Origin of the sequence: Acidovorax sp. SUPP3434, assembly GCF_030159015.1 — a bacterium.
Lineage (GTDB): Bacteria > Pseudomonadota > Gammaproteobacteria > Burkholderiales > Burkholderiaceae_C > Paracidovorax.
Genome location: NZ_BQXL01000003.1, coordinates 320,201 through 343,381 on the forward strand (window position 1 = coordinate 320,201; position 23,181 = coordinate 343,381).

Sequence of the window (23,181 nt, forward strand, 5' to 3'; positions counted from 1 at the left end):
ACGTATCCAGATCCGGCGATCGGCCCCGGTCAGGGGCTGTCGGTGCGGGCGACCACCACCGCGGTGATGTGCGCGGCGCCGGCCTCGCGCAGCACCCGCGCCGCCGCGTGCAGCGTGGCGCCCGTGGTCATCACGTCGTCCACCAGAACCACCCGGCGGCCCGCGATGCGCACGGCGCGTGCGGGCTCCAGCGCGAACGCGCCGCGCAGGTTGCGCAGCCGGTCCTTGCGCGGCAGGCCGCTCTGCGCCTCGGTGGCGCGGGTGCGCAGCAGGCTGGCGGCATCCGCCTTCGCCGGCGACAAGGCACGCGCCAGCAGCGCGGCCTGGTTGAAGCCGCGCTCTTTCATCCGCTGGCGCGACAGGGGAATGGGCAGCAGGCAGTCGGCCGCTTCCACGGCCGGTTCCACCCAAGGCGTGCTGCGAAGCAGGGTGGCCAGCGACGGCGCCCAGCCGGGATCGGCACGGAACTTGAAATCGGCCAGCGCCTGCGCCCACGGGTAGCCGTAGTCCACCGCGGCAAGGCAGGCGTCCAGCGGCGGCGGGTCGGTGAGGCAGTGCCCGCAACGCGCCACGCCCGCCGGCACGGGCAGGGCGCAGGTCGCGCAGCGCGGCTGCGGTTGCGCGAAGCGGGTGGCGCAGGCATCGCAGACGCGCCGCGCGGGCCAGGCATGGCAGACGGCGCACTGGCTGGGCACGGCACCCAGGGCCGCGCCCAGCCAATGCGATATCCCTGCAAGGTGCCTGTGGAGCATCGACTCAATATACTCGCTGCGACCCCCGTTCCCCACGATGCCAGAGCACCTTCCCCCCACCATCGACCCGCCCGCCGCGGCCCGCTGGCACGCCGCCGCTCCCGCCGTCTCCCCCTGGCTGCACGAGGAGGTCGCCCGGCGCATGGACGACCGGCTCCAGTGGATCCGACAGGCCCCGGCCGCCTGGTGCGACTGGGACCCGGTGCGCGGTGGCCTGCAGGCCCATGCCCTGGTGCGCCAGCGTTACCCCCAGGCCACCTGCCAGGTGGCGGAAACCGCGGCGCGCCGCCAGCCGGTGGCTGAGCAGGCATTGGGCGCGGCATGGTGGAGCCCTTCGCGCTGGGGCGGGCGTGCTCCGAAGTTCGGCCTGCCAGCGGACGGCAGCGTCAACCTGGTGTGGTCCAACATGGCGCTGCACACGGCCGCCGACCCGCAGCGGCTGATCGGCCAGTGGCACCGGGCACTCGCCGTAGACGGCTATCTCATGTTCTCCTGCCTGGGCCCCGACACCGTGCGCGAACTGCATGCCGTCTACGCCGGACTGGGCTGGCCGCCCGCCGGCCATGCCATGACGGACATGCACGACTGGGGCGACATGCTGGTGCAGGCCGGGTTCGCCGAACCGGTGATGGACATGGAGCGCATCCGGCTCACCTTCGCCACCCCGGCCCGGCTGCTGCAGGAGTTGCGCGAACTGGGCTGCAACCTGCACCCGGCGCGCTTCCCCGCGCTGCGCGGGCGGCGCTGGCGCGAGCGCCTGGAGCAGGCGCTGGCCGACCGACTGGCCGACCCCAACGAAGGCGGCCAGCTGGCGCTGACCTTCGAGATCGTCTATGGCCACGCCTTCAAGCCGGCACCGCGGTTGCGCGTGAGCGAGAGCAGCGCCGTGTCGCTGCAGGACATGCGCGCCATGCTGCAGGGGGCGAGGAAACCGGGCGCCTGAGGGTGTTTTCCCGGGGGCAGGGCCCCCATGATCCGTCGCAACAGCAGGCTACAATTCTTGGCGGTGCTGTTCCGGAACTTCTGCTGCGCGGTGCGATCCCCGCGGCCCCGCCGGGAGGCCGCCTGTCGGCGGCAGGCTCTGCGGTCGGCGCGAAACCTTCCAACCTTCTCATGGTTTGTACGGGGCTGTGCAGCGGATGTCGCCGCGGGCCTTGCAATCGGACCACGGGAACGGCATGCTGCACGGTGCAGGGCACGCGCCAACCCGCGCGGGCCTTGAAGGTCAGGAGACAAAAAGCGAAGCACCGCCGGTGCTCCGCATCGATGAAACCGGGTTCATGTGGAACCCAGCCGCGCTGAAGGGCCCGGGCATTGCGCCCCAAGGCCTGGGCACGGTCTGGATGTTGGAATTCGCATGGCTTTGTGCGCCGCCCCGACCCCACGCGGGGGCGCCCAGGGATTGGTTAATTGAGGCTTAGAAGTGAGAACTATGAAGAGCATTTCCAACAAGCTGGCTTCTTTGCTGCTGATGGCGGGTGCATGGGTGGGCACCGCAGCCCACGCCGTGCAGGATCTTCCCGGTGGCCCGGCCGTCAACCAATTGAACCTGGCGCCTCCGGTCACCCGCATCGCCGAGGAGCAGCAGTTCCTGCACTGGATGATGCTCATCATCTGCACGGTGATCTTCATCGCCGTGTTCGCGGTGATGTTCTATTCGATCTGGAAGCACCGCAAGTCGCGCGGCGTCAAGCCGGCCAATTTCCATGAGTCCGTGACCGTCGAAGTCATCTGGACCATCGTGCCCTTCATCATCGTGATCCTCATGGCGCTGCCCGCCACCAAGGTGCTCGTGGCGCAAAAGGACACCACCAACGCCGACCTGACCATCAAGGTCACTGGTTACCAGTGGAAGTGGGGCTACGACTACATCACCGGCGAAGGCCAGGGCCTGGCCTACATCTCCACGCTCGACAGCAGCCACCGCCGCATGTCCGACAGCGGCAACGTGAGCAACGCGCCGGCCGACTACCTGCTCAAGGTGGACAACCCCCTGGTGGTGCCCGTGGGCAAGAAGGTGCGGGTGATCACCACCGCCAACGATGTGATCCACTCGTTCATGGTGCCGGCCTTCGGCATCAAGCAGGATGCGATTCCCGGCTTCGTGCGCGACACCTGGTTCCGCGCCGACAAGGTGGGCGACTACTACGGCCAGTGCGCCGAGCTGTGCGGCAAGGAACACGCCTACATGCCCATCCACGTGAAGGTCGTGTCTGCCGCCGACTACACCCAGTGGGTGGCCGGCGAGAAGAAGAAGGCCGCGGCCAAGCTGGACGACCCGAGCAAGGTGTGGACGCTGCAGGACATCCTGCCGCGCGGCGAGAAGGTCTATGCCGCCAACTGCGCGGCCTGCCACCAGGCCAACGGCAAGGGCGCGGGCCCCATCAAGCCGCTGGACGGCTCCGCCATCGTCAAGAGCGACGACCACACCCAGCAGATCCACATCGTGCTCAAGGGCGCCGCCAACGGCGCGATGCCCTCCTGGGCGCAGTTGAGCGATACCGATCTGGCGGCCGTGGTGAGCTACACCAAGAACGCCTGGTCCAACAAGACGGGGCAGATCGTGCAGCCGTCCGAGATCCTGGCCCAGCGTGGCAAATAGCCACCCACGCCCCAACGCACTGAGGAATCCAAGATGAGCGCAGTTCTCGACAACCACGGTCACGCGGGCGGCCACGCACACGACAGCCACGGCGATCACCACCACCACGGCCCGACGGGCTGGCGGCGCTGGGTGTTCGCCACGAACCACAAGGACATCGGCACGCTGTACCTGCTGTTCTCGTTCACCATGCTGATGGTGGGCGGCATCCTGGCGCTGCTGATCCGCGCCGAGCTGTTCAAGCCCGGCCTGCAGTTGGTGAACCCCGAGCTGTTCAACCAGCTCACCACCATGCACGGCCTGATCATGGTGTTCGGCGCCATCATGCCGGCGTTCGTGGGCTTTGCGAACTGGATGATTCCGCTGCAGATCGGCGCATCCGACATGGCCTTCGCGCGCATGAACAACTTCAGCTTCTGGCTGATGATCCCGGCGGCCATCATGCTGGTGACCTCGTTCCTCATGCCCGGCGGTGCGCCGGCGGCGGGCTGGACGCTGTATGCGCCGCTCACGCTGCAGATGGGCCCGTCGATGGATGCCGGCATCTTCGCGATGCACATCCTGGGGGCCTCGTCCATCATGGGCTCGATCAACATCATCGTGACCATCCTGAACATGCGCGCCCCCGGCATGACGCTGATGAAGATGCCGATGTTCGCCTGGACCTGGCTCATCACCGCCTACCTGCTGATCGCCGTGATGCCCGTGCTGGCCGGCGCCATCACCATGACGCTGACCGACCGCCACTTCGGCACCAGCTTCTTCAACCCCGCCGGCGGCGGCGACCCGGTGATGTACCAGCACATCTTCTGGTTCTTCGGCCACCCCGAGGTGTACATCATGATCCTGCCGGCCTTCGGCATCATCAGCCAGATCGTGCCGGCGTTCTCGCGCAAGCGGCTGTTCGGCTATGCCTCCATGGTGTATGCCACCTCGTCCATCGCCATCCTGTCGTTCATCGTGTGGGCCCACCACATGTTCACGACCGGCATGCCCGTGACCGGCCAGCTGTTCTTCATGTACGCCACCATGCTGATCTCGGTGCCCACGGCCGTGAAGATCTTCAACTGGATCGCCACCATGTGGCGCGGCTCCATGACGTTCGAGACCCCGATGCTGTTCGCCGTGGGCTTCATCTTCGTGTTCACCATGGGCGGCTTCACCGGGCTGATCCTGTCGATGGCCCCCATCGACATCCAGCTGCAGGACACCTACTACGTGGTGGCCCACTTCCACTACGTGCTGGTGGCCGGCTCGCTGTTCTCCATGTTCGCCGCCTACTACTACTGGGCGCCGAAGTGGACCGGCGTGATGTACAGCGAAACCCGGGGCCGCATCCACTTCTGGGGCTCGCTCATCACGTTCAACGTGACGTTCTTCCCCATGCACTTCCTGGGCCTGGCCGGCATGCCGCGCCGCTATGCGGACTACCCCATGCAGTTCGCCGACTTCAACATGCTGGCCTCCATCGGCGCGTTCGGCTTTGGCCTGATGCAGGTGTACTTCTTCCTGTTCATCGTGGTGCCCGCGATGCGCGGCAAGGGCGAAGTGGCGCCGCAACGCCCGTGGGAAGGGGCCGAGGGCCTCGAATGGGAAGTGCCTTCGCCGGCGCCTTTCCACACGTACGAGACGCCTCCGAAGCTGGACGCCTCGGCCACCCGCGTGATCGGCTGAGGAGGGACTGGCAATGACCCCCGAGCAAAAGAAGTCCAACCGGCGCATGGCGCTGATCCTGGCCTCGGTGGCCGTGGCCTTCTTCGTCGGCTTCATGGTCAAGATGGCCTGGCTGGCCCGCTGAAAGCCTGGACGCGCCATGGGCATGTTCCGCACTGAAAACGCCAAGATGGTGGGCAAGCTGGCCGTGATCTCGGTCGGCATGTTCGCCTTCGGCTACGTGCTCATTCCCATCTACAAGCACATCTGCGAGATGACCGGCATCAACATCCTGTCGCTGTCCGAGCGGCAGGTGCCGGGCAACGGGGTGGCGGGCCGCGATGTGAAGGTGCCCGCGAACACGCAGGTGGACAAGAGCCGCACCATCACCGTGGAGTTCGACGCCAACGCGCGCGGCCCGTGGGACTTCAAGCCCGCGCAGCGCTCGCTGCAGGTGCACCCGGGCGAGCTGGCCACGGTGATGTACGAGTTCCAGAACGTGCAGAACCGCCGCATGGCCGCGCAGGCCATCCCGAGCTACGCGCCCCGGCAGGCGGCCGCTCACTTCAACAAGCTCGAATGCTTCTGCTTCAACCAGTACGTGCTGGAGCCGGGCGAAAAAAAGCAATGGCCCGTGGCGTTCGTGATCGACCCGCGCCTGTCCAAGGACGTGACCACCATCACCCTGTCCTATACCTTCTTCGAGGTGGGCGGCAAGACGCCGCCCGCGCCCACCGAGCCCACGGCCGCGCTGCCGGCCGGCTTGGTGCCGCAGGGGGCCGGATCGTGAGCCCGCGCAGCCCCGGCGAATCGCCGGTGCGCCGCAAGGGCTCGCTGCTGCGCACCGTGCGGGCGGTGGCGTGGTCGTTCATCGGCCTGCGCAAGGGCTCGGAATACCAGCAGGACGTGGAGCGGCTGAACCCCATCCACATCATCGCCGTCGGCCTGGCCGCGGCGCTGCTGCTGGTGGTCGGGCTGATCGCGCTGGTCAACTGGGTCGTCTGATGGACGGCCGCAGCCCGACGGATAACAACGATTTGAGATTCAGGAGCTGACATGAGTGCATCTACCCCCGGCACGACCCCGTACTACTACGTGCCCGCCGAATCGCGCCATCCGGTGATGGCGGCGGCCGGCCTGTTCTTCGTGATCCTGGGCGCGGGCCAGTGGGTCAACGGCCATGACTGGGGCAAGTATTCGCTCGCCCTGGGCATGGTGTGGTGGCTGTTCGTGCTGTACCAGTGGTTCCGCGATGCCGTGCGCGAGAGCGAGGGCGGCCTGTACGGGCACAAGATCGATCTGTCCTACCGCTGGAGCATGAGCTGGTTCATCTTCTCGGAGGTGATGTTCTTCGGCGCCTTCTTCACCGCTCTGTGGTGGGCGCGCTCCCATTCGGTGCCGGCCCTGGGCAGCCTGGACAACGCGCTGCTGTGGCCCGACTTCAAGGCCGTGTGGCCCAGCATGGCGGCGGGCATGACCGCATCGCCCGCCGGCATCGTGGAGCCCTTCCAGACGGTCGGCCCGTTCTGGCTGCCCACGATCAACACGGCGCTGCTGCTGACCTCCGGCGTTACGCTGACCATCGCGCACCATGCGCTGCGCGAAAACCACCGCGGCAAGACCATCGCCTTCATGTGGGCCTCCGTGCTGCTGGGCATCGTCTTCCTGTGCGTGCAGGGCTACGAGTACTACCACCTGTACACCGACCTGAACCTCAAGCTCAGCTCCGGGGTCTTCGGCTCCACCTTCTTCATGCTGACTGGCTTCCACGGCTTTCACGTGTTCGTGGGCATGCTGATGCTGCTGTTCATCACGTTGCGCCTGCAAAAGGGCCACTTCACACCGGAAAAGCATTTCGGCTTCGAAGGCGCCGCCTGGTACTGGCACTTCGTGGACGTGGTGTGGCTGGGCCTGTACGTGCTGGTCTATTGGCTGTAATCCAGGCCCCTCGGCGGCCCGACGAAAAAAGCGCCGCAGGGCGCTTTTTTTGCGGCGGTGCTTCGGTGCCCGCCGCGGCCCATGGGCGATGCCTGGCAGACCAGGTGGCGCTCAGCGCGTGGCCGGCAGTCCGGTGGGCTGGATGTAGCCCAGCTTCCAGGCCGCCAGCAGGCACAGGAAGAGCAGAATCGACAGCCCCACGCGGACGGCGAGCGCGCGGGCCATGTGGCCGCTGCGGGCTTTGTCGTTGCGGCCGTTGCGCATCATGAAGAACAGCGCGGAACCGAGGCTCGCCAGAATGGCCAGGAAGGCCAGCACCACCACGTATTTCATGGAGCGCATTATCCCGTGACATCTGCAAGACGCCGACTTGGCCTGCAATTTTGGCTGGTCAGCCTGGCCGCCGTGCTGGCCATGGCCGCGACCGCGTCGCTCGGGCGCTGGCAGCTGTCCCGCGCGGCGCAGAAGGAAGCCTTGCAAGCCGCCATCGACGCGCGTTCGGCCCGGCCGCCATTGGAGGGCGCCACGCTCGCGGCCCTGCCTGCGGCCACGGGGCCGGACGACCCGCTGGTGCACCGCCGCATCGTGCTGCGCGGCCGCTGGCTGCCCGCCCACACCGTTTTTTTGGACAACCGCCAGATGCAGGGCCGGCCGGGGTTCTTCGTCCTCACGCCGCTGCAGTTGCAGGGCAGTGCCACCAGCGTGCTGGTGCAGCGTGGCTGGGTGCCGCGCAATTTCCAGGACCGCACCCAGTTGCCCCAGATCCCCACGCCGGCGGGCGACACCGAGGTGGAAGGCCGCATCGCGGCGGCGCCATCGCGGCTGTACGAAGTCGGCGCCACCGGCAGCGCCGAGGGGTCTTCCCGCATCCGGCAAAATCTCGACCTGGCGGCCTATCGCGGCGAGACCGGCCTGGCCCTGGCGCCACTCACCGTGCTGCAGACGGGGGCCGCGAGCGACGGGTTGCAGCGCGACTGGCCCGTCATCGACGCCGGGGTCGAAAAACACTACGGCTACGCCGTCCAATGGTTCGGGCTTTGCGGCCTGGTGGCAATCCTCTATGTCTGGTTCCAAATCGTCCGACGCTTCCTTCGCCCACGCCGCCAGCCTGCCGCCTGACGCGCCCCAGGGCGCCCATCCGCTGGGTCTCACGGTGCACAGCCTGCCGCCCGCAGGCGGGGCCATGGCGGCCGTGCAGCAGTCACGCCAGGGGCGCTGGAAGATGCTGGGCATCCTGCTGGTGTGCGCCGCGCCGGTGGTGGCCTCGTACTTCACCTACTACGTGCTGCGGCCCGAAGGGCGGCGCAATTTCGGCGAGCTCATCGCCCCCCAGCGCGCGATGCCGGCGGGCATGGCGACCACCGCCCTCGACGGCGCTCCCGGTCGGCTCGACCAGCTGCAGGGCCAGTGGCTGCTCGTGAGCGTGGCGCCCGGCGCCTGCGGCACCCCCTGCCAGAACCATCTGTATCTGCAGCGCCAGCTGCGCGAAAGCCTGGGCAAAGACAAGGACCGCATCGACTGGGTCTGGCTGGTGACCGATGGCGCCGCGCCGCCGCCCGAGATCCAGCCGGGCCTGCAAAAGGCCCAGGTGCTGCGGGTGGACGCGCAGGCGCTGTCCGCGTGGCTTGCGCCCGCCACCGGCCACGCGATCGAAGACCATCTCTACGTCGTCGATCCCATGGGCCACTGGATGATGCGTTTTCCGGCGGGCCTGGACGCCGCCGGGGCCGCCAAGGCCAAGCGGGACCTGGAGCGGCTGATGCGCGCCTCGGCCTCGTGGGACCAGCCCGGCCGCACCGGAGCGCCATGATGCAGGACGCCCAGCCGCTGTACGACCTGGCCCCTCTCGCCCGCATGGTGCTGCTGGGCGCGGTGATCGCGCTCGGGCCGCTGGCCTGGGTGTGGCTGCGCAACCGCGGCACCTCGCGCGTGCGGCGCCTGCAGGCGCTCACCGTGCTGACCCTGTTCCTCACCTTCGATCTGGTGCTGTTCGGCGCCTTCACCCGGCTCACCGATTCGGGCCTGGGCTGCCCCGACTGGCCAGGCTGCTACGGCAACGCCAGCCCGCTGGGCGCGCATGCCGAGATCTCCGCCGCCCAGCAGGCCATGCCCACTGGCCCGGTCACCCACGGCAAGGCCTGGGTGGAGATGATCCACCGCTACCTGGCCAGCGGCGTGGGCATGCTCATCATCGTGCTCACCGTCGGCGCGTGGTGGCAGCGGTCGCGCGCGGCCAGGCGCCAGGGTCCGCCGCCCGCCCTGAGCCCCTGGTGGCCCACGGCGACGCTGGTGTGGGTCTGCCTGCAGGGCGCATTCGGCGCGCTCACGGTGACCATGAAGCTCTTTCCCGCCATCGTGACGCTGCACCTGATCGGCGGACTGGTGCTGCTGGCGCTGCTGTGCGTGCAGGCCGTGCGCGAGACGCATGCCGCGCGCGGCGTCCCGCCCGTGGCGCTGGGCCGCGGCCTGCGGGGCCTGCTGGTGGCGACCACCGTGCTGCTGGCGGTGCAGATCGTGCTCGGCGGCTGGGTGAGCACCAACTATGCGGTGCTGGCCTGCACCACGTTCCCCACGTGCCAGGGCAGTTGGTGGCCCGACATGGCCTTCGGCCAGGGCTTCGAGATCTGGCGGCCGCTGGGCCTGCTGCAGGACGGCAGCCACATCACCTTCGCGGGCCTCACGGCCATCCACTATGCGCACCGGCTGGCGGCCTACGCCGTGCTGCTGGCCCTCGGGCTGCTGGCCTGGCGCTTGCACCGCGCCGCGCTGCTGCCGGCCCAGGCGCGCTGGATCGCGGGCCTGGCGCTGATGCAGTTCGCCACCGGCCTGTCCAACGTGGTGCTGGACTGGCCCCTCGTGGCCGCCGTGCTGCACACCGGCGGCGCCGCGGCCCTGGTCGTGGTCCTCACCTGGGCCTTGGCCGCCAGCCGCGCCGTGGGCGCCGCCCGTCCCCTGGCCGCCGCTGCCGGCACACCGACAACCGCGCCCACGGGCGCAACGAGAATCTCCGCATGAGCGCTGCTCCCGCCACCTCCCCTCCGATCACCAGCATGCCGTCGCGCGCGGCGCAGTTCTATGCGCTGACCAAGCCGCGCGTGGTCCAGCTGATCGTTTTCTGCGCCTTCATCGGCATGGTGCTGGCCGTGCCCGGCATGCCCAGCGGCGCGCAGTGGGCGCACATGGCCGTGGCCTGTGCGGGCATCTGGCTCGTGGCAGGCGCCGCCGCGGCATTCAACTGCATCGTGGAGCAGGGCATCGACGCGAAGATGAAGCGCACCGCCTGGCGGCCCACCGCCAAGGGCGAGCTGTCCAACACGCAGACGCTGCTGTTCTCGGCGGCGCTGTGCGCAGCGGGTTCATTGGTGCTCTACCGGTGGGTCAACCCGCTCACCATGTGGCTCACCTTTGCCACCTTCGTCGGCTACGCGGTGGTGTACACGGTGATCCTCAAGCCGCTCACGCCGCAGAACATCGTGATCGGCGGCGCCTCGGGCGCCATGCCGCCGGTGCTGGGCTGGTCGGCCATGACGGGCGACGTGGCGCCCGAGGCGCTCATCCTGTTCCTCATCATCTTCCTGTGGACGCCCCCGCATTTCTGGGCCCTGGCGCTGTACCGCGTGGAGGACTACCGCAAGTCGGGCCTGCCGATGCTGCCCGTCACGCACGGCAACGAGTTCACGCGGCTGCAGGTGTTCCTGTACACGCTGATCCTCTTCGCGGGCTGCCTCATGCCCTTCGTGTACGGCATGAGTTCCTGGATCTATCTGGCTGCCGCCGTGATGCTCAGCCTGGGCTTTTGCGCCTATGGCTTTCGGCTGTGGCGCCGCTACTCGGATGCGCTCGCTCGCGAGACCTTCCGCTTTTCCCTCATCCACCTGAGCCTGCTGTTCGCCGCGCTGCTGGTGGACCACTACGTGCTGTGATCGCCATGAATAAACGCATTGCTCTTAGAAGAATAGCTGCCAGCGCTTGGCTGGTAAGCGCTGGTGGCCTGTTGGCGGCTTGCTCCAAGAAGGGCCCGGAGTTCAAGGGCGTGGACATCACCGGCGCCGACTACGCCAAGGACCTGCCCCTGCCCGACCACAACGGCCAGCCGCGCCACCTCAAGGACTTCGCAGGCAAGGTCGTGGTGGTGTTCTTCGGCTACACCCAGTGCCCCGACGTGTGCCCCACGTCCATGGTGGAACTGGCGGAGGTCAAGCGCTCGCTGGGCGCGGACGGCGACCGGCTCCAGGGCATCTTCGTCACCGTGGACCCCGAGCGTGACACGCCCGAGGTGCTCAAGGCCTACATGGCCAACTTCGACCCCACTTTCCTCGCGCTGCGTGGCAGCCCCGAGCAACTGGCCGCCGTGGCCAAGGACTTCAAGATCTACTACAAGAAGGTCGACGGCAAGACGCCCACGAGCTACACCATGGACCATTCGGCCGGCAGCTACGTGTACGACCCCGCCGGCCGCCTGCGCGTGTACAACCGCTACGGCAGCGGTGCGCAGGCGCTGGCCGCCGATGTGCGGGCCCTGCTGAACGAGGGCTGAGGCGGCGGGGCGGCCGCGTCGGCTTGCCCCACCACCGCCGCCCCCGGGCGCCAGGCAGCACCGGCCACCGGGCCCGACACCGGCTCGGCCATGCCGCGCGCCAGGGCCGCGAGGCGGGGCCGCACGATGGCGCAGTGCCAGCGGTCATGCCGGACCAGCCCACCCGTCAGGGCGATGTGCGCGAGCCCCCGGGCGACCGTCTCGCGCGTGGTGGCCAGCAGTGCGGCCAGCATCGCCTGCGTGGGCAGCCGAACCAGGGTGCTGCGCTGCAGATCGGCCAGCAATAGCAGGGCGCCCGCCAGTCGCGCCGTGGCCCCGCGCATGCGCAGCAGCCCCGACCAGTCCGCAAGCTGCGCCTGCGCCCGTGCGTTCTCGCGCGATAGCGCCTCCAGCCAACCCGAAGCTGCAGCGCCGTGGCGGGGCGAGCGCAGGGCTTCTGCCGACACTTCGCACAGCCGGCCCTCACCCAGGGCCGTGCCCGACAGCTCCGCGGGCGCCGCGAACAGCGCCGTCGTGCCCAGGGCATGGCCGCAGCCCGCCAGGCCCACGGGCCGGTCGATGCCCTCGGCGCCCCGGCGGTGCAGCAGCACCGTACCGACCTTGAGGATCTGCAGCACCGGCGCGGACTGGCCTTGGCGCGCCAGCGTTTCGCCCTTGCGAAAGCGCCGCTCCACCACGCGGCCCGCCATCTGGACCTCGCGCGGGGCCCGGCCGAGCAGGCAGTGCGAGCGGCCGGCGCAGGTGTGGCACGGAGGCAGGGGCGCGCCCTCTTCGGTCGCCGTGGCGCCGTGGGGCCGGGTGCGCAGACTCAGCACGAAAACGGCCTCCAGGGCATGATTTCTCCCGGCATATCGCTATAAAAATAATAGCAATCGCTTGCGATGGTGATGGACGGAGCGGGCCGGGTGCTCAGGCGTAGGCCAGTTCGCCGTGGCGGCTTTCGATGCGCTGGCCGGCCGACAGCGACATCAGCAAAAGCGCGATGGTCTCGTGCAGGATGACCGTCTGCTGGTTGCCCGTGTCCACCATGTGCCGGCGCAGCGCGTCACGCACCGCCGGCTGGCCCGTCACATCGATCACGATGTCCGCGGCGCTGCCGTGCGCCGCCAGCAATCCCATGAAATCGGAGGTCACGGGCACGCCGTGGCTGCGCGCCAGCTCGATGCTGGGCAGGGAGAGGTTCAGGTCCGCCACCCCGAGCACGGAGACGAACGGCGCTGCCAGCAATTGCTGCAACAGCGGGGTGCCGGTGTGGCCGGCACCGATGACGAGGATGCGAAAGGGCTGCATGGCGTGCCTTGGAAATCACGAAGGCGCCAGTCTGCCGGCCACGGGCTCCGCGGGGCATGATCTGCATCAACATCGGTGGAGGCGCAGCGCACCCCACCGGGGCAGGGCGTCAGTCGGCCCGGATGCCCTGCGTGCGGATCACGCGGGCCATGAGCGCGGTGTCCGCCTGGATGCGGTTCGCCAGCCCCTGCGGCGAGGTCCCGGCCACCTGCCAGCCTTGCTGGAACAGCTTGGCCCGCACGTCGGGGCTGCGGGCGATGTCGGCGATCAGCGCCGACAGCCGCGCCTGCACCGCAGCGGGCATGGTGGCCGGCGCCGCGAATGCGTTCCAGATCTCCAGGTTCAGGTCCGGCACGCCGGCCTCCGCCAGGCTGGGCACGCCAGGCACGAGCGTGCTGCGACCGGCCGAGGTGACGCCGATGAGGCGCAGCTTGCCCGTGCGTTCCTGCGACAGGGCCAGCGCGGGCGGCAGCAGCGCCATCTGCAGCTGCCCGCCCAGCATGCCCGTGGCCACCTGCGGGTAGCCGGGGTAGGGCACGTGCACTGGCGCGATGCCGGCGCGGGCCTTGAGCAGTTCCGTACCCAGGTGGCCCACCGTTCCCACGCCCGGCGTGCCGTAGCTCCAGCGGCTGCCGGCCTGCCGCGCCGCTGCGAGAAACGCGCGCGCATCGGCATGGGCCGGCACGTCCGGCTGCGAGGCCGGGGCGGTCAGCACCAGCGGCGAAGTGCCCACCAGGCTCAGCGGCGCGAGGTCCTTCTGCGGGTCGTAAGGCACGGCCGGGTTGAGCAGCTTGGCGATCGTCAGGTTGCCGTTGATGAACAGGCCGATGGTGTGGCCGTCGGTCGCCTTGGCCACCGCATCGGCGCCGATGTTTCCGCCCGCGCCCACCTTGTTTTCCACGATCACCGGATGGCCGAGCGCCTGCGCCAGCGGCTCGGAGAACGTGCGCGCCGTCAGGTCGGGCGACGATCCCGGCGGAAAGCCCACGATGATGCGCAGCGGCTTGCTCGGCCACCCCGGCGTCGCCAGTGCGCCGGGCGCCGATTGGGCCGTGGCCGTGCCCAGGGCGCCGGCGAGCGAAAGGGCCACCATCAGCGTGCGGCGTCGAACGGCAGGAAAAGTCATGGGGGTCGTGTCCTTGGAGATCGGGGGCACCGGCAGCCGGCGTCCCATGAAAAAAGCGCGCAATCCACAGGGGATTGCGCGCTCGGGATTATCGCCATGCCGGCCCGCCCGCAAAGGCGGGTGGACCGTGGGTCAGGCGTACTCGACCAGGGCCTTCTTCATCTTCTTCATCGCGGCCACTTCGATCTGGCGGATGCGTTCGGCGCTCACGCCGTACACGGCGGCCAGTTCGTGCAGCGTCATGCCGCCGGAGCCGTCGTCGTTCACCTTGAGCCAACGCTCTTCCACGATGCGGCGGCTGCGATCGTCCAGGCCCGAGAGGGCGGCGGCGATGCCGTCGGTGGCCAGGGCATCGCGCTGGCGCGATTCGATCATGGCGGTGGGCTCGTGGGCACCATCGGCCAGGTAGGCGATGGGGCCGTAAGCCTGTTCGCCGTCATCGGAGGGCGAGGGGTCCAGCATCACGTCGCCGCCCGACAGGCGGGTTTCCATCTCGATGACCTCTTCGCGCTTGACGTTCAGGTGCTGCGCCACCGCATCGATTTCGCGCTCGGAGAGCGTATCGCGGTGGGTGGCTGCGTCAGCGGCGGCCGCATCGGCCTTGAAACCCTGCTTCATCGAGCGCAGGTTGAAGAACAGCTTTCGCTGCGACTTCGTCGTGGCCACCTTGACCATGCGCCAGTTCTTCAGGATGTATTCGTGAATCTCGGCCTTGATCCAGTGCATGGCGTAGCTCACCAGGCGCACGTTCTGATCGGGGTCGAAACGCTTGACGGCCTTCATGAGGCCCACGTTGCCTTCCTGGATCAGGTCGCCGTGCGGCAGGCCGTAGCCAAGATACTGGCGGGCGATCGAGACCACCAGGCGCAGGTGCGACATCACCATGCGGCCGGCGGCATCCACATCGTTGTTGTCCTTGAGCTGGCGCGCGTATGTGCGTTCTTCTTCCGCCGTGAGCAGCGGAAGGCGGTTCACCGCCGAGATATAAGCGTCCAGATTGCCCAAGGGAGGGATGAGCGCCCAAGGATTGGCGGGAGCCAGAGCAGTGGCTGCGGTTCCAGATTGAAGCGTCATTCCAGAGATCCTTTCTTCCATGACATTCATGTTAGCACTCCATATGAGGGAGTGCTAAGGGACTAGTTCCCGCACCGGCGTAGGACGTGGGAGACGCGTCATTGTCGGAAAAAAGGGCGTCAGCGCAGCAATTCAAAGGGCGTGATGCTATTGAATTGATAGCGAAAAAATCCAAAAACTTTGTTTCGTGAACAATCAATTCACCGGATGGCACCAATCCGCCCCCGTCGCCCAGCCCCCCGGCACGCATGGCAAGGGGCTTCGGACTTCGCTCGCAGGCCCGTCAAGTCAGCAACGCCTGCGCGAATTCCTTGGCGTTGAAGGTTTCCAGGTCTTCCAGCTTCTCGCCCACGCCGATGAAGTACACCGGAATGGGACGTTCCTGCGCGATGGCGGCCAGCACGCCGCCCTTGGCCGTGCCGTCGAGCTTGGTCACGATCAGGCCAGTGAGTTGCAGCGCATCGTCGAAGGAGCGCACCTGGGCCAGTGCGTTCTGCCCCGTGTTGCCATCGATCACCAGCAGCACCTCGTGCGGCGCCGTCGCATCCGCCTTGGTGACCACGCGCTTGATCTTCTGCAATTCCTGCATCAGGTGCAGCTGCGTCGGCAGACGCCCGGCGGTATCGACCAGCACCACGTCCTTGCCGCGCGCCTTGCCGGCGGTGACGGCATCGAAGCTCACCGCCGCAGGATCGCCGCCGTCCTGGCTCACGATCTCGACCGTGTTGCGGTCGGCCCAGACGCCGAGTTGCTCGCGCGCCGCCGCCCGGAAGGTGTCGGCCGCGGCCAGCAGAACCGCTGCGCCCTCATTGGCCAGGTGCTTGGTCAGCTTGCCGATGGAGGTCGTCTTGCCCGCGCCGTTGACCCCCGCCACCATGATCACGGTGGGCGTGTAGCGGCCGATGACCAGCGATTTTTCCAGCGGCCGCAGCAGGTCGGCCAGGGCCTCGGCCAGCAGGGCCTTCACGGCGGCCGGATCGGTGGTCTTGGTGTCCTTGACACGGCGCTTGAGGTCGTCCAGCAGGTGCTGCGTGGCCTTCACGCCGGTGTCGGCCATCAGCAGGGCCTCTTCCAGCTCTTCGTACAGCGCGTCGTTGATCTGGGTGCCGGTGAAGACCGTGGCGATGCTGCTGCCGGTCTTGCGCAGGCCGTTCTTCAGGCGGTCCATCCAGCCCTTGCGCTCGGCGGGCGCGGGCTGCACGGGTGGTGCGGCCGGGATGGGCATCACCGGTGGGGGGACCTGCACGGCGGGCGCCGCCACCGGGGCGGGCACCGGGGGCACGACAGGCGTGGAAACAGGCGCGGGAGCCCGGGACACCGTGGGTACCGCAGGGGCCGGCACAGGTGCCACCACAGGGGCTGCCACGGGGGGCGTGATGGGTGCGGGAGAGGGGGGCGGAACCGCAGCCGGTGCGGGTGCCGTGGGTGCCACGGGTGCCCCAAGCGCGATTGGTGCGGTGGGCACGGGCGCCGCGACCGGGGCTGGCGGCTGCACCGGGGGATGAACGACGGGCGGCGGCGCCACCGGCACCTCCACCGGCGCCTTCGCAAACGGGTTCTTCAGCCACCCGAAGCCCCCGGAGGCCGCAGGGGCACTCGAAGGGGCTGCAGAGGGCGGCGAGAGCGCGTCGGCGGCAGGCGTTGCAGGCACGGAAACCGCTGGCGCAGCCTCCGCGGGATGGGGGGCTTGCGGCTCGGTGGGGGCGGCGGGCTTTTTCTTGAAAAAACTGAACATTGGAGGGTTCTTAGAATCGCATCCATTCTATGAAACGCGCTATCACCCTTCTGGGCCTGCTGGCCTGCGTGCATGCCGGGGCCCAAACCCCGCTGTCCGCTCCCACCCCCCTTCCTCCCTCGGCCCAGGACACGCAGGCGCAGCGCCCGCCGTCCACGGGGGTTCGGCAATTCACCTTGAAGAACGGCATGCAGCTGCTCGTGCAGCCCGATCGCCGGGCGCCCACGGCGGTGCACATGGTCTGGTTGCGGGTCGGCGCGATGGACGAGGTGGACGGCACCTCCGGCGTGGCCCACGCGCTGGAGCACATGATGTTCAAGGGCTCCAAGACCGTGCCGCCGGGCGAGTTCTCGCGCCGCGTGGCTGCGCTGGGCGGGCAGGAAAACGCCTTCACCAGCCGCGATTACACCGGCTATTACCAGCAGATCCCCGCGAACCGGCTGGAAGACGTGATGAAGCTCGAAGCCGACCGCTTCGCCAACAACCAGTGGCCCGACGCCGAGTTCAAGCGCGAGATCGAGGTGGTCAAGGAAGAGCGCCGCATGCGCACCGAAGACCAGCCCCGGGCCGCGCTCATCGAGCAGCTCTATGCCGCCACGTTCATCGCCTCGCCCTACCGCCGGCCCGTCGTCGGCTGGATGAGCGATCTCGATGCCATGACCGCCGACGACGTGCGCGCCTTCCACCGCCAGTGGTACGTGCCGGCCAACGCAGTCGTGGTGGTGGCCGGCGACGTGGACCCCGACAAGGTCCGCGTGCTGGCCGAAAAGTACTACGGCCGCATTCCCGTGCGCGCCGTGCCGACCCGCAAGCCGCGCGTGGAGCCCGTGCAGCAGGGCATCCGCCGCATCGCCTACAAGGCCCCGGCCGAGCAGGCCTACGTGGCCCTGGCGTTCCGCGCGCCGAGCATCACGCGCCTGGAGAACATGGCCGACAGCGACCGCGATGCGTTGTCGCTGCTGGTGCTGTCGGCCGTGCTCAGCGGCTACGACGGTGCGCGCCTGGAGCGCGCCTTGAGCCAGGGCCCCGACCGTGTGGCCGACAGTTCGGACAGTTCGGCTTCCGTCGTGGGCCGCGGCCCCAGCGTGTTCCTGCTGACCGGCGTGCCGGCCCCCGGCAAGACCCCGCAGCAGGTCGAGGACGCCCTGCGCGCCGAGGTCGCCCGCATCGCCCGCGAAGGCGTGAGCGAGGCCGAACTGGCCCGCGTGAAGACGCAGTGGGCCGCCTCCACCATCTACCAGCGCGATTCGCTGCAAAGCCAGGCCAGCGACCTGGGCAGCAACTGGGTGCAGGGCCTGCCCCCCGACGCCGACGCGCGCCTGATCGCCCTGCTGCGCGCGGTGACGCCTGCCCAGGTGCAATCGGTGGCGGCCCGCTACTTCGGGGACGACCAGCTCACCGTGGGCACGCTGCTGCCGCAACCCATGGCCCCTGGCGCCAAGCGCGCCGCCCCCGCAGCCGGCGCCGACGGGCGGATGCATTGATGAGAACGCGCAGGACACCCCCCATGAAAACCTTTCAACGCATGGCCGCACGCGCGTGCCTCGCCTTTGCCGGGGCCTTGTGCCTGGCCCACCCCGCCTGGGCGCTGCTGCCCATCCAGCACTGGACGGAGCCGAGCGGCGCCCGGGTCTGGCTGGTGGAGAGCCCGGCCATTCCGATGGTTGACGTGCAGGTGGACTTCGATGCCGGCGCGCGCCGCGACCCGGCCGCGCAGGCGGGCCTGGCGAGTGCCGTGGCGGCCATGTCGTCCAAGGGCGTGCGCGCCCAGGGCGATGAACCCGCCATGGACGAAAACGCGCTCGGCGAAGCCTGGGCCGATCTGGGCGCGAGCTTCGAGGCCGCGGCCGACCGCGACGGCCTGAGCTTTTCGCTGCGCTCGCTCACCGAGCCTGACCTGCTGGACCGCGCGGCGCGGCTCGCAGCCCGGCAACTGGCCCAGCCGAGCTTTCCGCAGGACATCTGGCAGCGCGAGCGTTCGCGCTGGGCCGCCGCTTTGAAAGAGTCCGAAACCCGCCCCGGCACGGCCGCGGCCAAGGCCTTCGGCAGCGCGGTGTACGGCACCCACCCCTACGGCCAGCGCACGACGCCCGACACCCTGGGGCGCATCGAGATCGCCGACATGCAGGCCTACCATGGGCGCGTCGAGACCTGCCGGGCCCGCGTGAGCATCGTCGGGGCCGTCACGCGCCCACAGGCGCAGGCGCTGGTGGCCACGCTGCTGTCGCAGATGCCCGCGCGCGATCCCGCCACCTGCCAGCCGCTGCCGCCCGTGCCCGAAGTGCAGGCGCTGGCCGCGCCGGTGCAGCAGGACATTCCCTTCGCCTCGGCGCAGGCCCATGTGTTAATCGGCCAGCCGGGCTTCGCGCGGCGCGACCCGGACTTTTTGGCCCTGCTCGTGGGCAACCACATCCTGGGCGGCGGCGGATTCACCTCGATTCTGACCAGCGAGGTGCGCGAAAAGCGCGGCCTGAGCTACAGCGTGTACAGCCAGTTCTCGCCCGGCTTGAACACCGGCGTCTTCCTGGTCGGGCTGCAGACCCGCCCCGACCAGGCCGCCGAGGCCGTGAAGGTATCGCGTGACGTGCTTGCGCGCTTCGTGGCGCAAGGCCCGACCGAGGCCCAGCTCAAGGCCGCGAAGGACAACCTGATCGGCGGCTTCGCGCTGCGCATCGACAGCAACCGCAAGCTGCTGGCCAACGTCGTCAACATCGCGTGGAACGACCTGCCGCTGGATTACCTGGAGCACTGGACCGACCGCGTGCAGGCCCTGACGGCCGCAGATGTGCGCGCCGCCATGGCGCGCAAGCTGCAGCCCGATCGCATGGTCACCGTGGTGGTCGGGGGCCAGCCTTGAACCGGCCCGCACGCCGCGCCGCGCCGGCAGCGCCGGCCAGGTCGGGGGTCGCCGCGAAGAAGCCCGCGGCCAAGGCGCCCGCGGTGAAAGGCGCGGGCGAGGTCCGCATCATTGGCGGGCAATGGAAGCGCACGCGCCTGCCCGTGGCGCAACGCCCCGGCCTGCGCCCCACGCCCGACCGGGTGCGCGAGACGCTCTTCAACTGGCTGGGTCAGGACCTGACCGGCTGGCGCTGCCTTGACGCCTTCGCGGGCACGGGCGCCCTGGGGTTCGAAGCCGCCTCGCGCGGCGCCACGGCCGTGCAACTGGTCGAGAACGATCCGGCGCTGGTCGAGCAACTGCACACGCTGCAGCAGCGCCTGCAGGCCCTGGCGGTGCGGGTGCAGCGGGGCGATGGCGTGGCCGCGCTGCGGCACTGCGCGCCGGGCAGCCTGCACCTGGTGTTTCTGGACCCGCCGTTCGACGGCGCTCTGTTCGAGCCTGCGTTGGCCGCGGCGGCCCAGGCGGTTGCGGCCCAGGGGTTCATCTACCTGGAAGCACCGCAGGCCTGGGACGAGGCCGCCCTGGCAGAGCTGGGGCTGGCGGTGCACCGCCATCTGAAGGCCGGCGCCGTGCATGCCCATCTGCTCCAAAAACAATGATGCTATTGAATTTGTAGCGTAATGCCCTAGTGGAATATGCGCTGGAGGCATTTTTTGCTTGTAGTGCTCGCGGCCATCACTGCCGCCGGGGCAGCCTTTCCGCCCGCTGCATAATCCGCCCCTGCGCCCGCCCAACCGCGTGTGCCCCCTTCCGCCAGACCGCAAAGGAGCGACCACGCCATGGCCCAGAACGTCCTCGCCATCTATCCCGGCACCTTCGATCCCATCACGCTGGGCCATGAAGACGTGGTGCGCCGCGCCACGCAGCTCTTCGGCCGGGTGATCGTGGCCGTGGCGGCAGGCCACCACAAGAAGACCCTGTTCAGCCTGGAAGAGCGCATCGAGATGGTCCGTGAAGCGGTGCGCGCCTATCCGCAGGTGCAGGTCGAGACCTTCTCCGGCCTGTTGCGCGACTTCGTGGTCGAGCGCGGCGGCAAGGCCATGGTGCGTGGCCTGCGCGCCGTGACCGATTTCGACTACGAGTTCCAACTGGCCGGCATGAACCGCAGCCTCATGCCCGAGGTGGAAACCGTCTTTCTCACGCCCAGCGACAAGTTCCAGTTCATCAGCAGCACCTTCGTGCGCGAGATCGCCCTGCTGGGCGGCGAGGTGGACAAGTTCGTTTCCCCGGAAGTGTCCGAACGCCTGGCCGTGAAGGTGCGCGCGCAGTCGTCTTGAGGCGCTTTGGCGGCCGGCGCGTCAGGCTTGCAGTGCTTTCATCGGTTCGGGCCGCGCTCGGTTGCGGGCGGACTGCACCAGTTCGTGCACGAAGCGCAGCTTGGCGAGCGCCCCGGACGACAGGGCGAACGGATAGGCATCCTGCTGGCCCAGGCTGCGGTTCAGGCTGTTGAGCAGCAGGGTGAGTGGCACCCACTCGCTGACCATCGCATCGAAATCCGGGGATTGCGTGGCGAATGGGTCGTTCATCGTGAAGCGCCGTGCCGCGCCCGCTTTGGGCTTCGGGATCTGAAGCCCGGTGCGGTAGCTCGACGCCGTCTCCAGCAGATCGACCATGTGCAGGTAGTGCGCCCAGGTCTCGGCCCAGTCTTCCCACGGGTGGGCCGTGGCGTAGGCGCTCACATGGTGGTCGCCCCAGTCCCGCAGGTGCGGGCTGCTGGCGTAGTAGGCCTGCAGCGCCGCGCCGTAGTCCTGCCGCTCGTCGCCGAACACGGCACGGAAGTGGTCCAGCTTGCCCTGGTCGCGCAGCAACCGGTCCCAGTAGAAATGCCCGGATTCGTGCCGCAGGTGGCCGATCAGCGTGCGGTAGGGCTCGTGCAGCGCCAGCCGGCGGCGTGCTCGTTCGTCGTCGTCGGCTTCGGCGATGTTGAGGGTGATGGTGCCGCTCGAATGCCCGGTGATCACGGGGTATCCCGGCTGGTCGGCCAGGAATTCGAACGCCGGGCTTTCGCCGGGGGGCGCGGGCTCCAGGCCCAGCTTGGCCAGCGTGTAGTACAGCTGCCGCTTGGCGTGTTCGATCTGCTTCCAGCGGCGCAGGTTGGCGGGCTCCGACAGGTCGGGGAGGATGCGCGTCTGCCGGCAGGACACGCACAGGGCCTGCGGGTCGTCGCCCTGCAGCGCGAAGTTGCAGGCGCGGTGCGCGGTGCGGTGGTGGCACAGCCGGTACAGCGGCTGGGCACTGCCCCGGCCGGCGTCCGCCACCCGCTCCCACAGGTCGGAGTCGTCACGCAGGCCCGATACCGCGGGCACCAACGCGGCCATCGTCAATTGGTCTGGCAGGAAGGCGAGCTTGGCGCCGCAATGCAAACATTGGACGCTGTCGAAGAAAACGAGGTGACCGCATTGGTCGCAATTGAATACCTGCATGGTGCGAGCTTAGAGCCTGTGAGGAATCTTGCATTGCACTTGCGGCAAGCCTGTGGCAACCCAAGGGGTTGGCGAAACAAAAACAGGCTCCGAAGAGCCTGTGTTTGCAAGGTTTCCGCAGGCCACGTGGGCCTGCTGTGGCCTCAAGGACGCACGACGATGCTGTTGCGCACGTCACGCACGTGCTTGGTGTTGCGTGCGATGGATTCGGCCGTGTTCTTTTCGGTCTGCGACTTGGCGAAGCCCGACAGTTGCACGGTGCCGTTCAGCGTTTCGACGCTGATGGACGTGGCGGACACGGACTTGTCTTCAGCCATCTTGGCCTTCACAGCGGTAGTGATGCCGGCGTCGTCCACGTAGGAGCCGACGGTCTGCTGGTCGCGCGCCACCGAGCAACCGGCGGAGATGATGGTTGCGCCAGCGAGGGCTGCAAAAGCGAGGGCACGTGCGTATTTCATGGTTATTTCCTTGGTTTGGTTTGTTAACACGGGTGCTTTGGGATTCTGCAGCCCACCGACCTGTTGCACCCCCCGCGGTCGATGAACTGTTTCTTGGTGGCGGCGTCGCCTTTCAGCGCTGCAGCCAGTCCTTGAGTTCGTCGGCATGCTCTTCTTCGTCGGCCAGGATGCCTTCCAGCATCCGGCGTGTCGTCGGGTCCTTGTCGCCGATCAAAGTGATCATCTGGCGATAGGCCTCCACGGCGATCCGCTCGGCCACCAGGTTGGCTCGCACCATGGCCTTGAGGTCGGACGATTCGTCGTAGTCCGCATGGCTGCGCTCTTCGAGCGAGCTGGGCGAAAAATCGGGCTCGCCGCCGAGCTGCACGATGCGTTGCGCGATCTTGTCCGCATGGGCGGACTCCTCGTTCGCATGCACCAGGAATTCGGCCGCGATGGCTGGCGACTCCATGCCGTCCGCCGTGAAATGGTGCCGCTTGTAGCGCAGCACGCACACCAGTTCGGTGGCGAGCGCGTCGTTCAGCAGCTTCACGATGGCATCGCGGTGCGGGCCGTAGGCGGGCGTGACAGCCCCTTCATCCAGATCCTGCGTCGCTGCGTAGTGCAGCGCCTTTTCGTCGAGCACGAGGGTCTCGGAAGGGGCCGCCGGATTGCTGGCCGTGTTGATGGTGGTGACAGGGGACATGGGGACGCT

26 protein-coding genes are annotated in these 23,181 nt (G+C 68.6%); 16 read left to right on the plus strand and 10 right to left on the minus strand.

Annotation, left to right across the window (positions count from 1 at the left end; genetic code table 11):
• Positions 1–29: 29 nt before the first annotated feature.
• On the minus strand, positions 30–752 hold the full coding sequence (locus tag AVKW3434_RS07820) for a ComF family protein (protein WP_284405401.1): 723 nt from the start codon (positions 750–752) through the stop codon (positions 30–32).
• 37 nt (positions 753–789) lie between these two features.
• Here AVKW3434_RS07820 and AVKW3434_RS07825 point away from each other — a divergent pair, with 37 nt between their 5' ends.
• The 7 genes from AVKW3434_RS07825 to AVKW3434_RS07855 all read left to right on the plus strand — a co-directional run bounded on the left by AVKW3434_RS07825 (position 790) and on the right by AVKW3434_RS07855 (position 6,945).
• Complete coding sequence (locus AVKW3434_RS07825; RefSeq protein WP_284405402.1) at positions 790–1,695, plus strand: methyltransferase domain-containing protein; 906 nt, start codon at positions 790–792, stop codon at positions 1,693–1,695.
• A 489-nt stretch (positions 1,696–2,184) separates the two neighbouring features.
• Entirely contained in the window at positions 2,185–3,354 is a 1,170-nt protein-coding gene (gene coxB / locus AVKW3434_RS07830) for a cytochrome c oxidase subunit II (protein ID WP_272565032.1), read from the plus strand.
• A 33-nt stretch (positions 3,355–3,387) separates the two neighbouring features.
• Positions 3,388–5,028 (plus strand): cytochrome c oxidase subunit I, encoded by a 1,641-nt coding sequence (gene ctaD, locus AVKW3434_RS07835; protein WP_272549039.1) that lies wholly within the window; start codon positions 3,388–3,390, stop codon positions 5,026–5,028.
• Between the two features lie 13 nt (positions 5,029–5,041).
• A complete protein-coding gene (locus tag AVKW3434_RS07840; RefSeq protein WP_272549038.1) occupies positions 5,042–5,152 on the plus strand; it encodes a cytochrome oxidase small assembly protein in 111 nt (36 codons plus the stop codon).
• 21 nt (positions 5,153–5,173) lie between these two features.
• On the plus strand, positions 5,174–5,797 hold the full coding sequence (locus tag AVKW3434_RS07845) for a cytochrome c oxidase assembly protein (RefSeq protein WP_502869041.1): 624 nt from the start codon (positions 5,174–5,176) through the stop codon (positions 5,795–5,797).
• A complete protein-coding gene (locus AVKW3434_RS07850; protein WP_284405404.1) occupies positions 5,794–6,012 on the plus strand; it encodes a DUF2970 domain-containing protein in 219 nt (72 codons plus the stop codon). The genes AVKW3434_RS07845 and AVKW3434_RS07850 overlap by 4 nt, the downstream gene beginning before the upstream one ends.
• Positions 6,013–6,063: 51 nt before the next feature.
• The gene (locus tag AVKW3434_RS07855) at positions 6,064–6,945 is read left to right on the plus strand and encodes a cytochrome c oxidase subunit 3 (protein WP_284405405.1); all 882 of its coding nucleotides are present in this window, start codon (positions 6,064–6,066) and stop codon (positions 6,943–6,945) included.
• 111 nt (positions 6,946–7,056) lie between these two features.
• Here AVKW3434_RS07855 and AVKW3434_RS07860 read toward each other — a convergent pair whose 3' ends face one another.
• Positions 7,057–7,287: a twin transmembrane helix small protein gene (locus AVKW3434_RS07860; protein ID WP_272549034.1), complete on the minus strand. Its 231-nt coding sequence runs from the start codon at positions 7,285–7,287 to the stop codon at positions 7,057–7,059.
• A gap of 6 nt (positions 7,288–7,293) precedes the next feature.
• Between AVKW3434_RS07860 and AVKW3434_RS07865 the strand changes: the two genes are divergently transcribed.
• The 5 genes from AVKW3434_RS07865 to AVKW3434_RS07885 are packed head-to-tail and all read left to right on the plus strand — an operon-like array spanning position 7,294 to position 11,482.
• The gene (locus AVKW3434_RS07865; RefSeq protein WP_284405406.1) at positions 7,294–8,064 is read left to right on the plus strand and encodes an SURF1 family protein; all 771 of its coding nucleotides are present in this window, start codon (positions 7,294–7,296) and stop codon (positions 8,062–8,064) included.
• Positions 8,006–8,755 carry an SCO family protein gene (locus AVKW3434_RS07870; RefSeq protein ID WP_272565026.1) on the plus strand — a complete coding sequence of 250 codons (750 nt, stop codon included), beginning with the start codon at positions 8,006–8,008 and terminating at the stop codon, positions 8,753–8,755. The genes AVKW3434_RS07865 and AVKW3434_RS07870 overlap by 59 nt, the downstream gene beginning before the upstream one ends.
• Entirely contained in the window at positions 8,755–9,960 is a 1,206-nt protein-coding gene (locus AVKW3434_RS07875) for a COX15/CtaA family protein (RefSeq protein ID WP_284405541.1), read from the plus strand. The genes AVKW3434_RS07870 and AVKW3434_RS07875 overlap by 1 nt, the downstream gene beginning before the upstream one ends.
• The gene (gene cyoE / locus AVKW3434_RS07880; protein WP_284405407.1) at positions 9,957–10,868 is read left to right on the plus strand and encodes a heme o synthase; all 912 of its coding nucleotides are present in this window, start codon (positions 9,957–9,959) and stop codon (positions 10,866–10,868) included. Before AVKW3434_RS07875 ends, cyoE begins: the two co-directional genes overlap by 4 nt.
• A gap of 5 nt (positions 10,869–10,873) precedes the next feature.
• Positions 10,874–11,482, plus strand: a complete 609-nt coding sequence (locus tag AVKW3434_RS07885) for an SCO family protein (protein WP_284405408.1) — start codon at positions 10,874–10,876, stop codon at positions 11,480–11,482.
• Here AVKW3434_RS07885 and AVKW3434_RS07890 read toward each other — a convergent pair.
• The 5 genes from AVKW3434_RS07890 to ftsY form a co-directional block, all read right to left on the minus strand.
• Positions 11,422–12,297, minus strand: a complete 876-nt coding sequence (locus AVKW3434_RS07890) for a Crp/Fnr family transcriptional regulator (protein WP_284405409.1) — start codon at positions 12,295–12,297, stop codon at positions 11,422–11,424. The two genes, AVKW3434_RS07885 and AVKW3434_RS07890, sit on opposite strands and share 61 nt — an antisense overlap.
• Positions 12,298–12,391: 94 nt before the next feature.
• Entirely contained in the window at positions 12,392–12,772 is a 381-nt protein-coding gene (locus AVKW3434_RS07895) for an oxidoreductase (RefSeq protein WP_284405410.1), read from the minus strand.
• Between the two features lie 109 nt (positions 12,773–12,881).
• Positions 12,882–13,898 carry a Bug family tripartite tricarboxylate transporter substrate binding protein gene (locus tag AVKW3434_RS07900; RefSeq protein ID WP_272565020.1) on the minus strand — a complete coding sequence of 339 codons (1,017 nt, stop codon included), beginning with the start codon at positions 13,896–13,898 and terminating at the stop codon, positions 12,882–12,884.
• A gap of 132 nt (positions 13,899–14,030) precedes the next feature.
• Positions 14,031–14,972, minus strand: coding sequence for an RNA polymerase sigma factor RpoH (gene rpoH / locus AVKW3434_RS07905; RefSeq protein ID WP_272565019.1), 942 nt, complete (start codon positions 14,970–14,972; stop codon positions 14,031–14,033).
• Positions 14,973–15,255: 283 nt separating this feature from the next.
• Entirely contained in the window at positions 15,256–16,707 is a 1,452-nt protein-coding gene (gene ftsY / locus AVKW3434_RS07910; protein WP_284405411.1) for a signal recognition particle-docking protein FtsY, read from the minus strand.
• Between the two features lie 29 nt (positions 16,708–16,736).
• On the opposite strand from ftsY, the gene AVKW3434_RS07915 reads away from it, so the two are divergent.
• From AVKW3434_RS07915 to coaD, 4 genes are all read left to right on the plus strand, one after another.
• Complete coding sequence (locus AVKW3434_RS07915; protein ID WP_284405412.1) at positions 16,737–18,191, plus strand: M16 family metallopeptidase; 1,455 nt, start codon at positions 16,737–16,739, stop codon at positions 18,189–18,191.
• 23 nt (positions 18,192–18,214) lie between these two features.
• Positions 18,215–19,564, plus strand: a complete 1,350-nt coding sequence (locus AVKW3434_RS07920; protein ID WP_502869042.1) for a M16 family metallopeptidase — start codon at positions 18,215–18,217, stop codon at positions 19,562–19,564.
• On the plus strand, positions 19,561–20,205 hold the full coding sequence (gene rsmD / locus AVKW3434_RS07925; protein ID WP_502869043.1) for a 16S rRNA (guanine(966)-N(2))-methyltransferase RsmD: 645 nt from the start codon (positions 19,561–19,563) through the stop codon (positions 20,203–20,205). The genes AVKW3434_RS07920 and rsmD overlap by 4 nt, the downstream gene beginning before the upstream one ends.
• A 180-nt stretch (positions 20,206–20,385) precedes the next feature.
• Positions 20,386–20,883 (plus strand): pantetheine-phosphate adenylyltransferase, encoded by a 498-nt coding sequence (gene coaD / locus AVKW3434_RS07930; protein ID WP_272565014.1) that lies wholly within the window; start codon positions 20,386–20,388, stop codon positions 20,881–20,883.
• A 21-nt stretch (positions 20,884–20,904) separates the two neighbouring features.
• On the opposite strand, the gene AVKW3434_RS07935 is transcribed toward coaD, so the two are convergent.
• The 3 genes from AVKW3434_RS07935 to AVKW3434_RS07945 form a co-directional block, all read right to left on the minus strand.
• On the minus strand, positions 20,905–22,029 hold the full coding sequence (locus tag AVKW3434_RS07935) for a zinc-binding metallopeptidase family protein (RefSeq protein ID WP_284405413.1): 1,125 nt from the start codon (positions 22,027–22,029) through the stop codon (positions 20,905–20,907).
• Between the two features lie 143 nt (positions 22,030–22,172).
• Positions 22,173–22,487 (minus strand): BON domain-containing protein, encoded by a 315-nt coding sequence (locus tag AVKW3434_RS07940; protein ID WP_092741513.1) that lies wholly within the window; start codon positions 22,485–22,487, stop codon positions 22,173–22,175.
• A 112-nt stretch (positions 22,488–22,599) separates the two neighbouring features.
• The gene (locus tag AVKW3434_RS07945; protein WP_284393399.1) at positions 22,600–23,172 is read right to left on the minus strand and encodes a ferritin-like domain-containing protein; all 573 of its coding nucleotides are present in this window, start codon (positions 23,170–23,172) and stop codon (positions 22,600–22,602) included.
• Between the last annotated feature and the right edge of the window lie 9 nt (positions 23,173–23,181).

Bases quoted from the DNA above. Each gene is read 5' to 3' on its own strand.
- AVKW3434_RS07820 (WP_284405401.1), bottom strand. From the start codon at position 752: ATGCTCCACAGGCACCTTGCAGGGATATCGCATTGGCTGGGCGCGGCC.
- AVKW3434_RS07825 (WP_284405402.1), top strand. From the start codon at position 790: ATGCCAGAGCACCTTCCCCCCACCATCGACCCGCCCGCCGCGGCCCGC.
- coxB (WP_272565032.1), top strand. From the start codon at position 2,185: ATGAAGAGCATTTCCAACAAGCTGGCTTCTTTGCTGCTGATGGCGGGT.
- ctaD (WP_272549039.1), top strand. From the start codon at position 3,388: ATGAGCGCAGTTCTCGACAACCACGGTCACGCGGGCGGCCACGCACAC.
- AVKW3434_RS07840 (WP_272549038.1), top strand. From the start codon at position 5,042: ATGACCCCCGAGCAAAAGAAGTCCAACCGGCGCATGGCGCTGATCCTG.
- AVKW3434_RS07845 (WP_502869041.1), top strand. From the start codon at position 5,174: ATGTTCCGCACTGAAAACGCCAAGATGGTGGGCAAGCTGGCCGTGATC.
- AVKW3434_RS07855 (WP_284405405.1), top strand. From the start codon at position 6,064: ATGAGTGCATCTACCCCCGGCACGACCCCGTACTACTACGTGCCCGCC.
- AVKW3434_RS07860 (WP_272549034.1), bottom strand. From the start codon at position 7,287: ATGCGCTCCATGAAATACGTGGTGGTGCTGGCCTTCCTGGCCATTCTG.
- AVKW3434_RS07870 (WP_272565026.1), top strand. From the start codon at position 8,006: ATGTCTGGTTCCAAATCGTCCGACGCTTCCTTCGCCCACGCCGCCAGC.
- AVKW3434_RS07875 (WP_284405541.1), top strand. From the start codon at position 8,755: ATGCAGGACGCCCAGCCGCTGTACGACCTGGCCCCTCTCGCCCGCATG.
- cyoE (WP_284405407.1), top strand. From the start codon at position 9,957: ATGAGCGCTGCTCCCGCCACCTCCCCTCCGATCACCAGCATGCCGTCG.
- AVKW3434_RS07885 (WP_284405408.1), top strand. From the start codon at position 10,874: ATGAATAAACGCATTGCTCTTAGAAGAATAGCTGCCAGCGCTTGGCTG.
- AVKW3434_RS07895 (WP_284405410.1), bottom strand. From the start codon at position 12,772: ATGCAGCCCTTTCGCATCCTCGTCATCGGTGCCGGCCACACCGGCACC.
- AVKW3434_RS07900 (WP_272565020.1), bottom strand. From the start codon at position 13,898: ATGACTTTTCCTGCCGTTCGACGCCGCACGCTGATGGTGGCCCTTTCG.
- rpoH (WP_272565019.1), bottom strand. From the start codon at position 14,972: ATGACGCTTCAATCTGGAACCGCAGCCACTGCTCTGGCTCCCGCCAAT.
- ftsY (WP_284405411.1), bottom strand. From the start codon at position 16,707: ATGTTCAGTTTTTTCAAGAAAAAGCCCGCCGCCCCCACCGAGCCGCAA.
- AVKW3434_RS07915 (WP_284405412.1), top strand. From the start codon at position 16,737: ATGAAACGCGCTATCACCCTTCTGGGCCTGCTGGCCTGCGTGCATGCC.
- AVKW3434_RS07920 (WP_502869042.1), top strand. From the start codon at position 18,215: ATGAAAACCTTTCAACGCATGGCCGCACGCGCGTGCCTCGCCTTTGCC.
- coaD (WP_272565014.1), top strand. From the start codon at position 20,386: ATGGCCCAGAACGTCCTCGCCATCTATCCCGGCACCTTCGATCCCATC.
- AVKW3434_RS07935 (WP_284405413.1), bottom strand. From the start codon at position 22,029: ATGCAGGTATTCAATTGCGACCAATGCGGTCACCTCGTTTTCTTCGAC.
- AVKW3434_RS07940 (WP_092741513.1), bottom strand. From the start codon at position 22,487: ATGAAATACGCACGTGCCCTCGCTTTTGCAGCCCTCGCTGGCGCAACC.
- AVKW3434_RS07945 (WP_284393399.1), bottom strand. From the start codon at position 23,172: ATGTCCCCTGTCACCACCATCAACACGGCCAGCAATCCGGCGGCCCCT.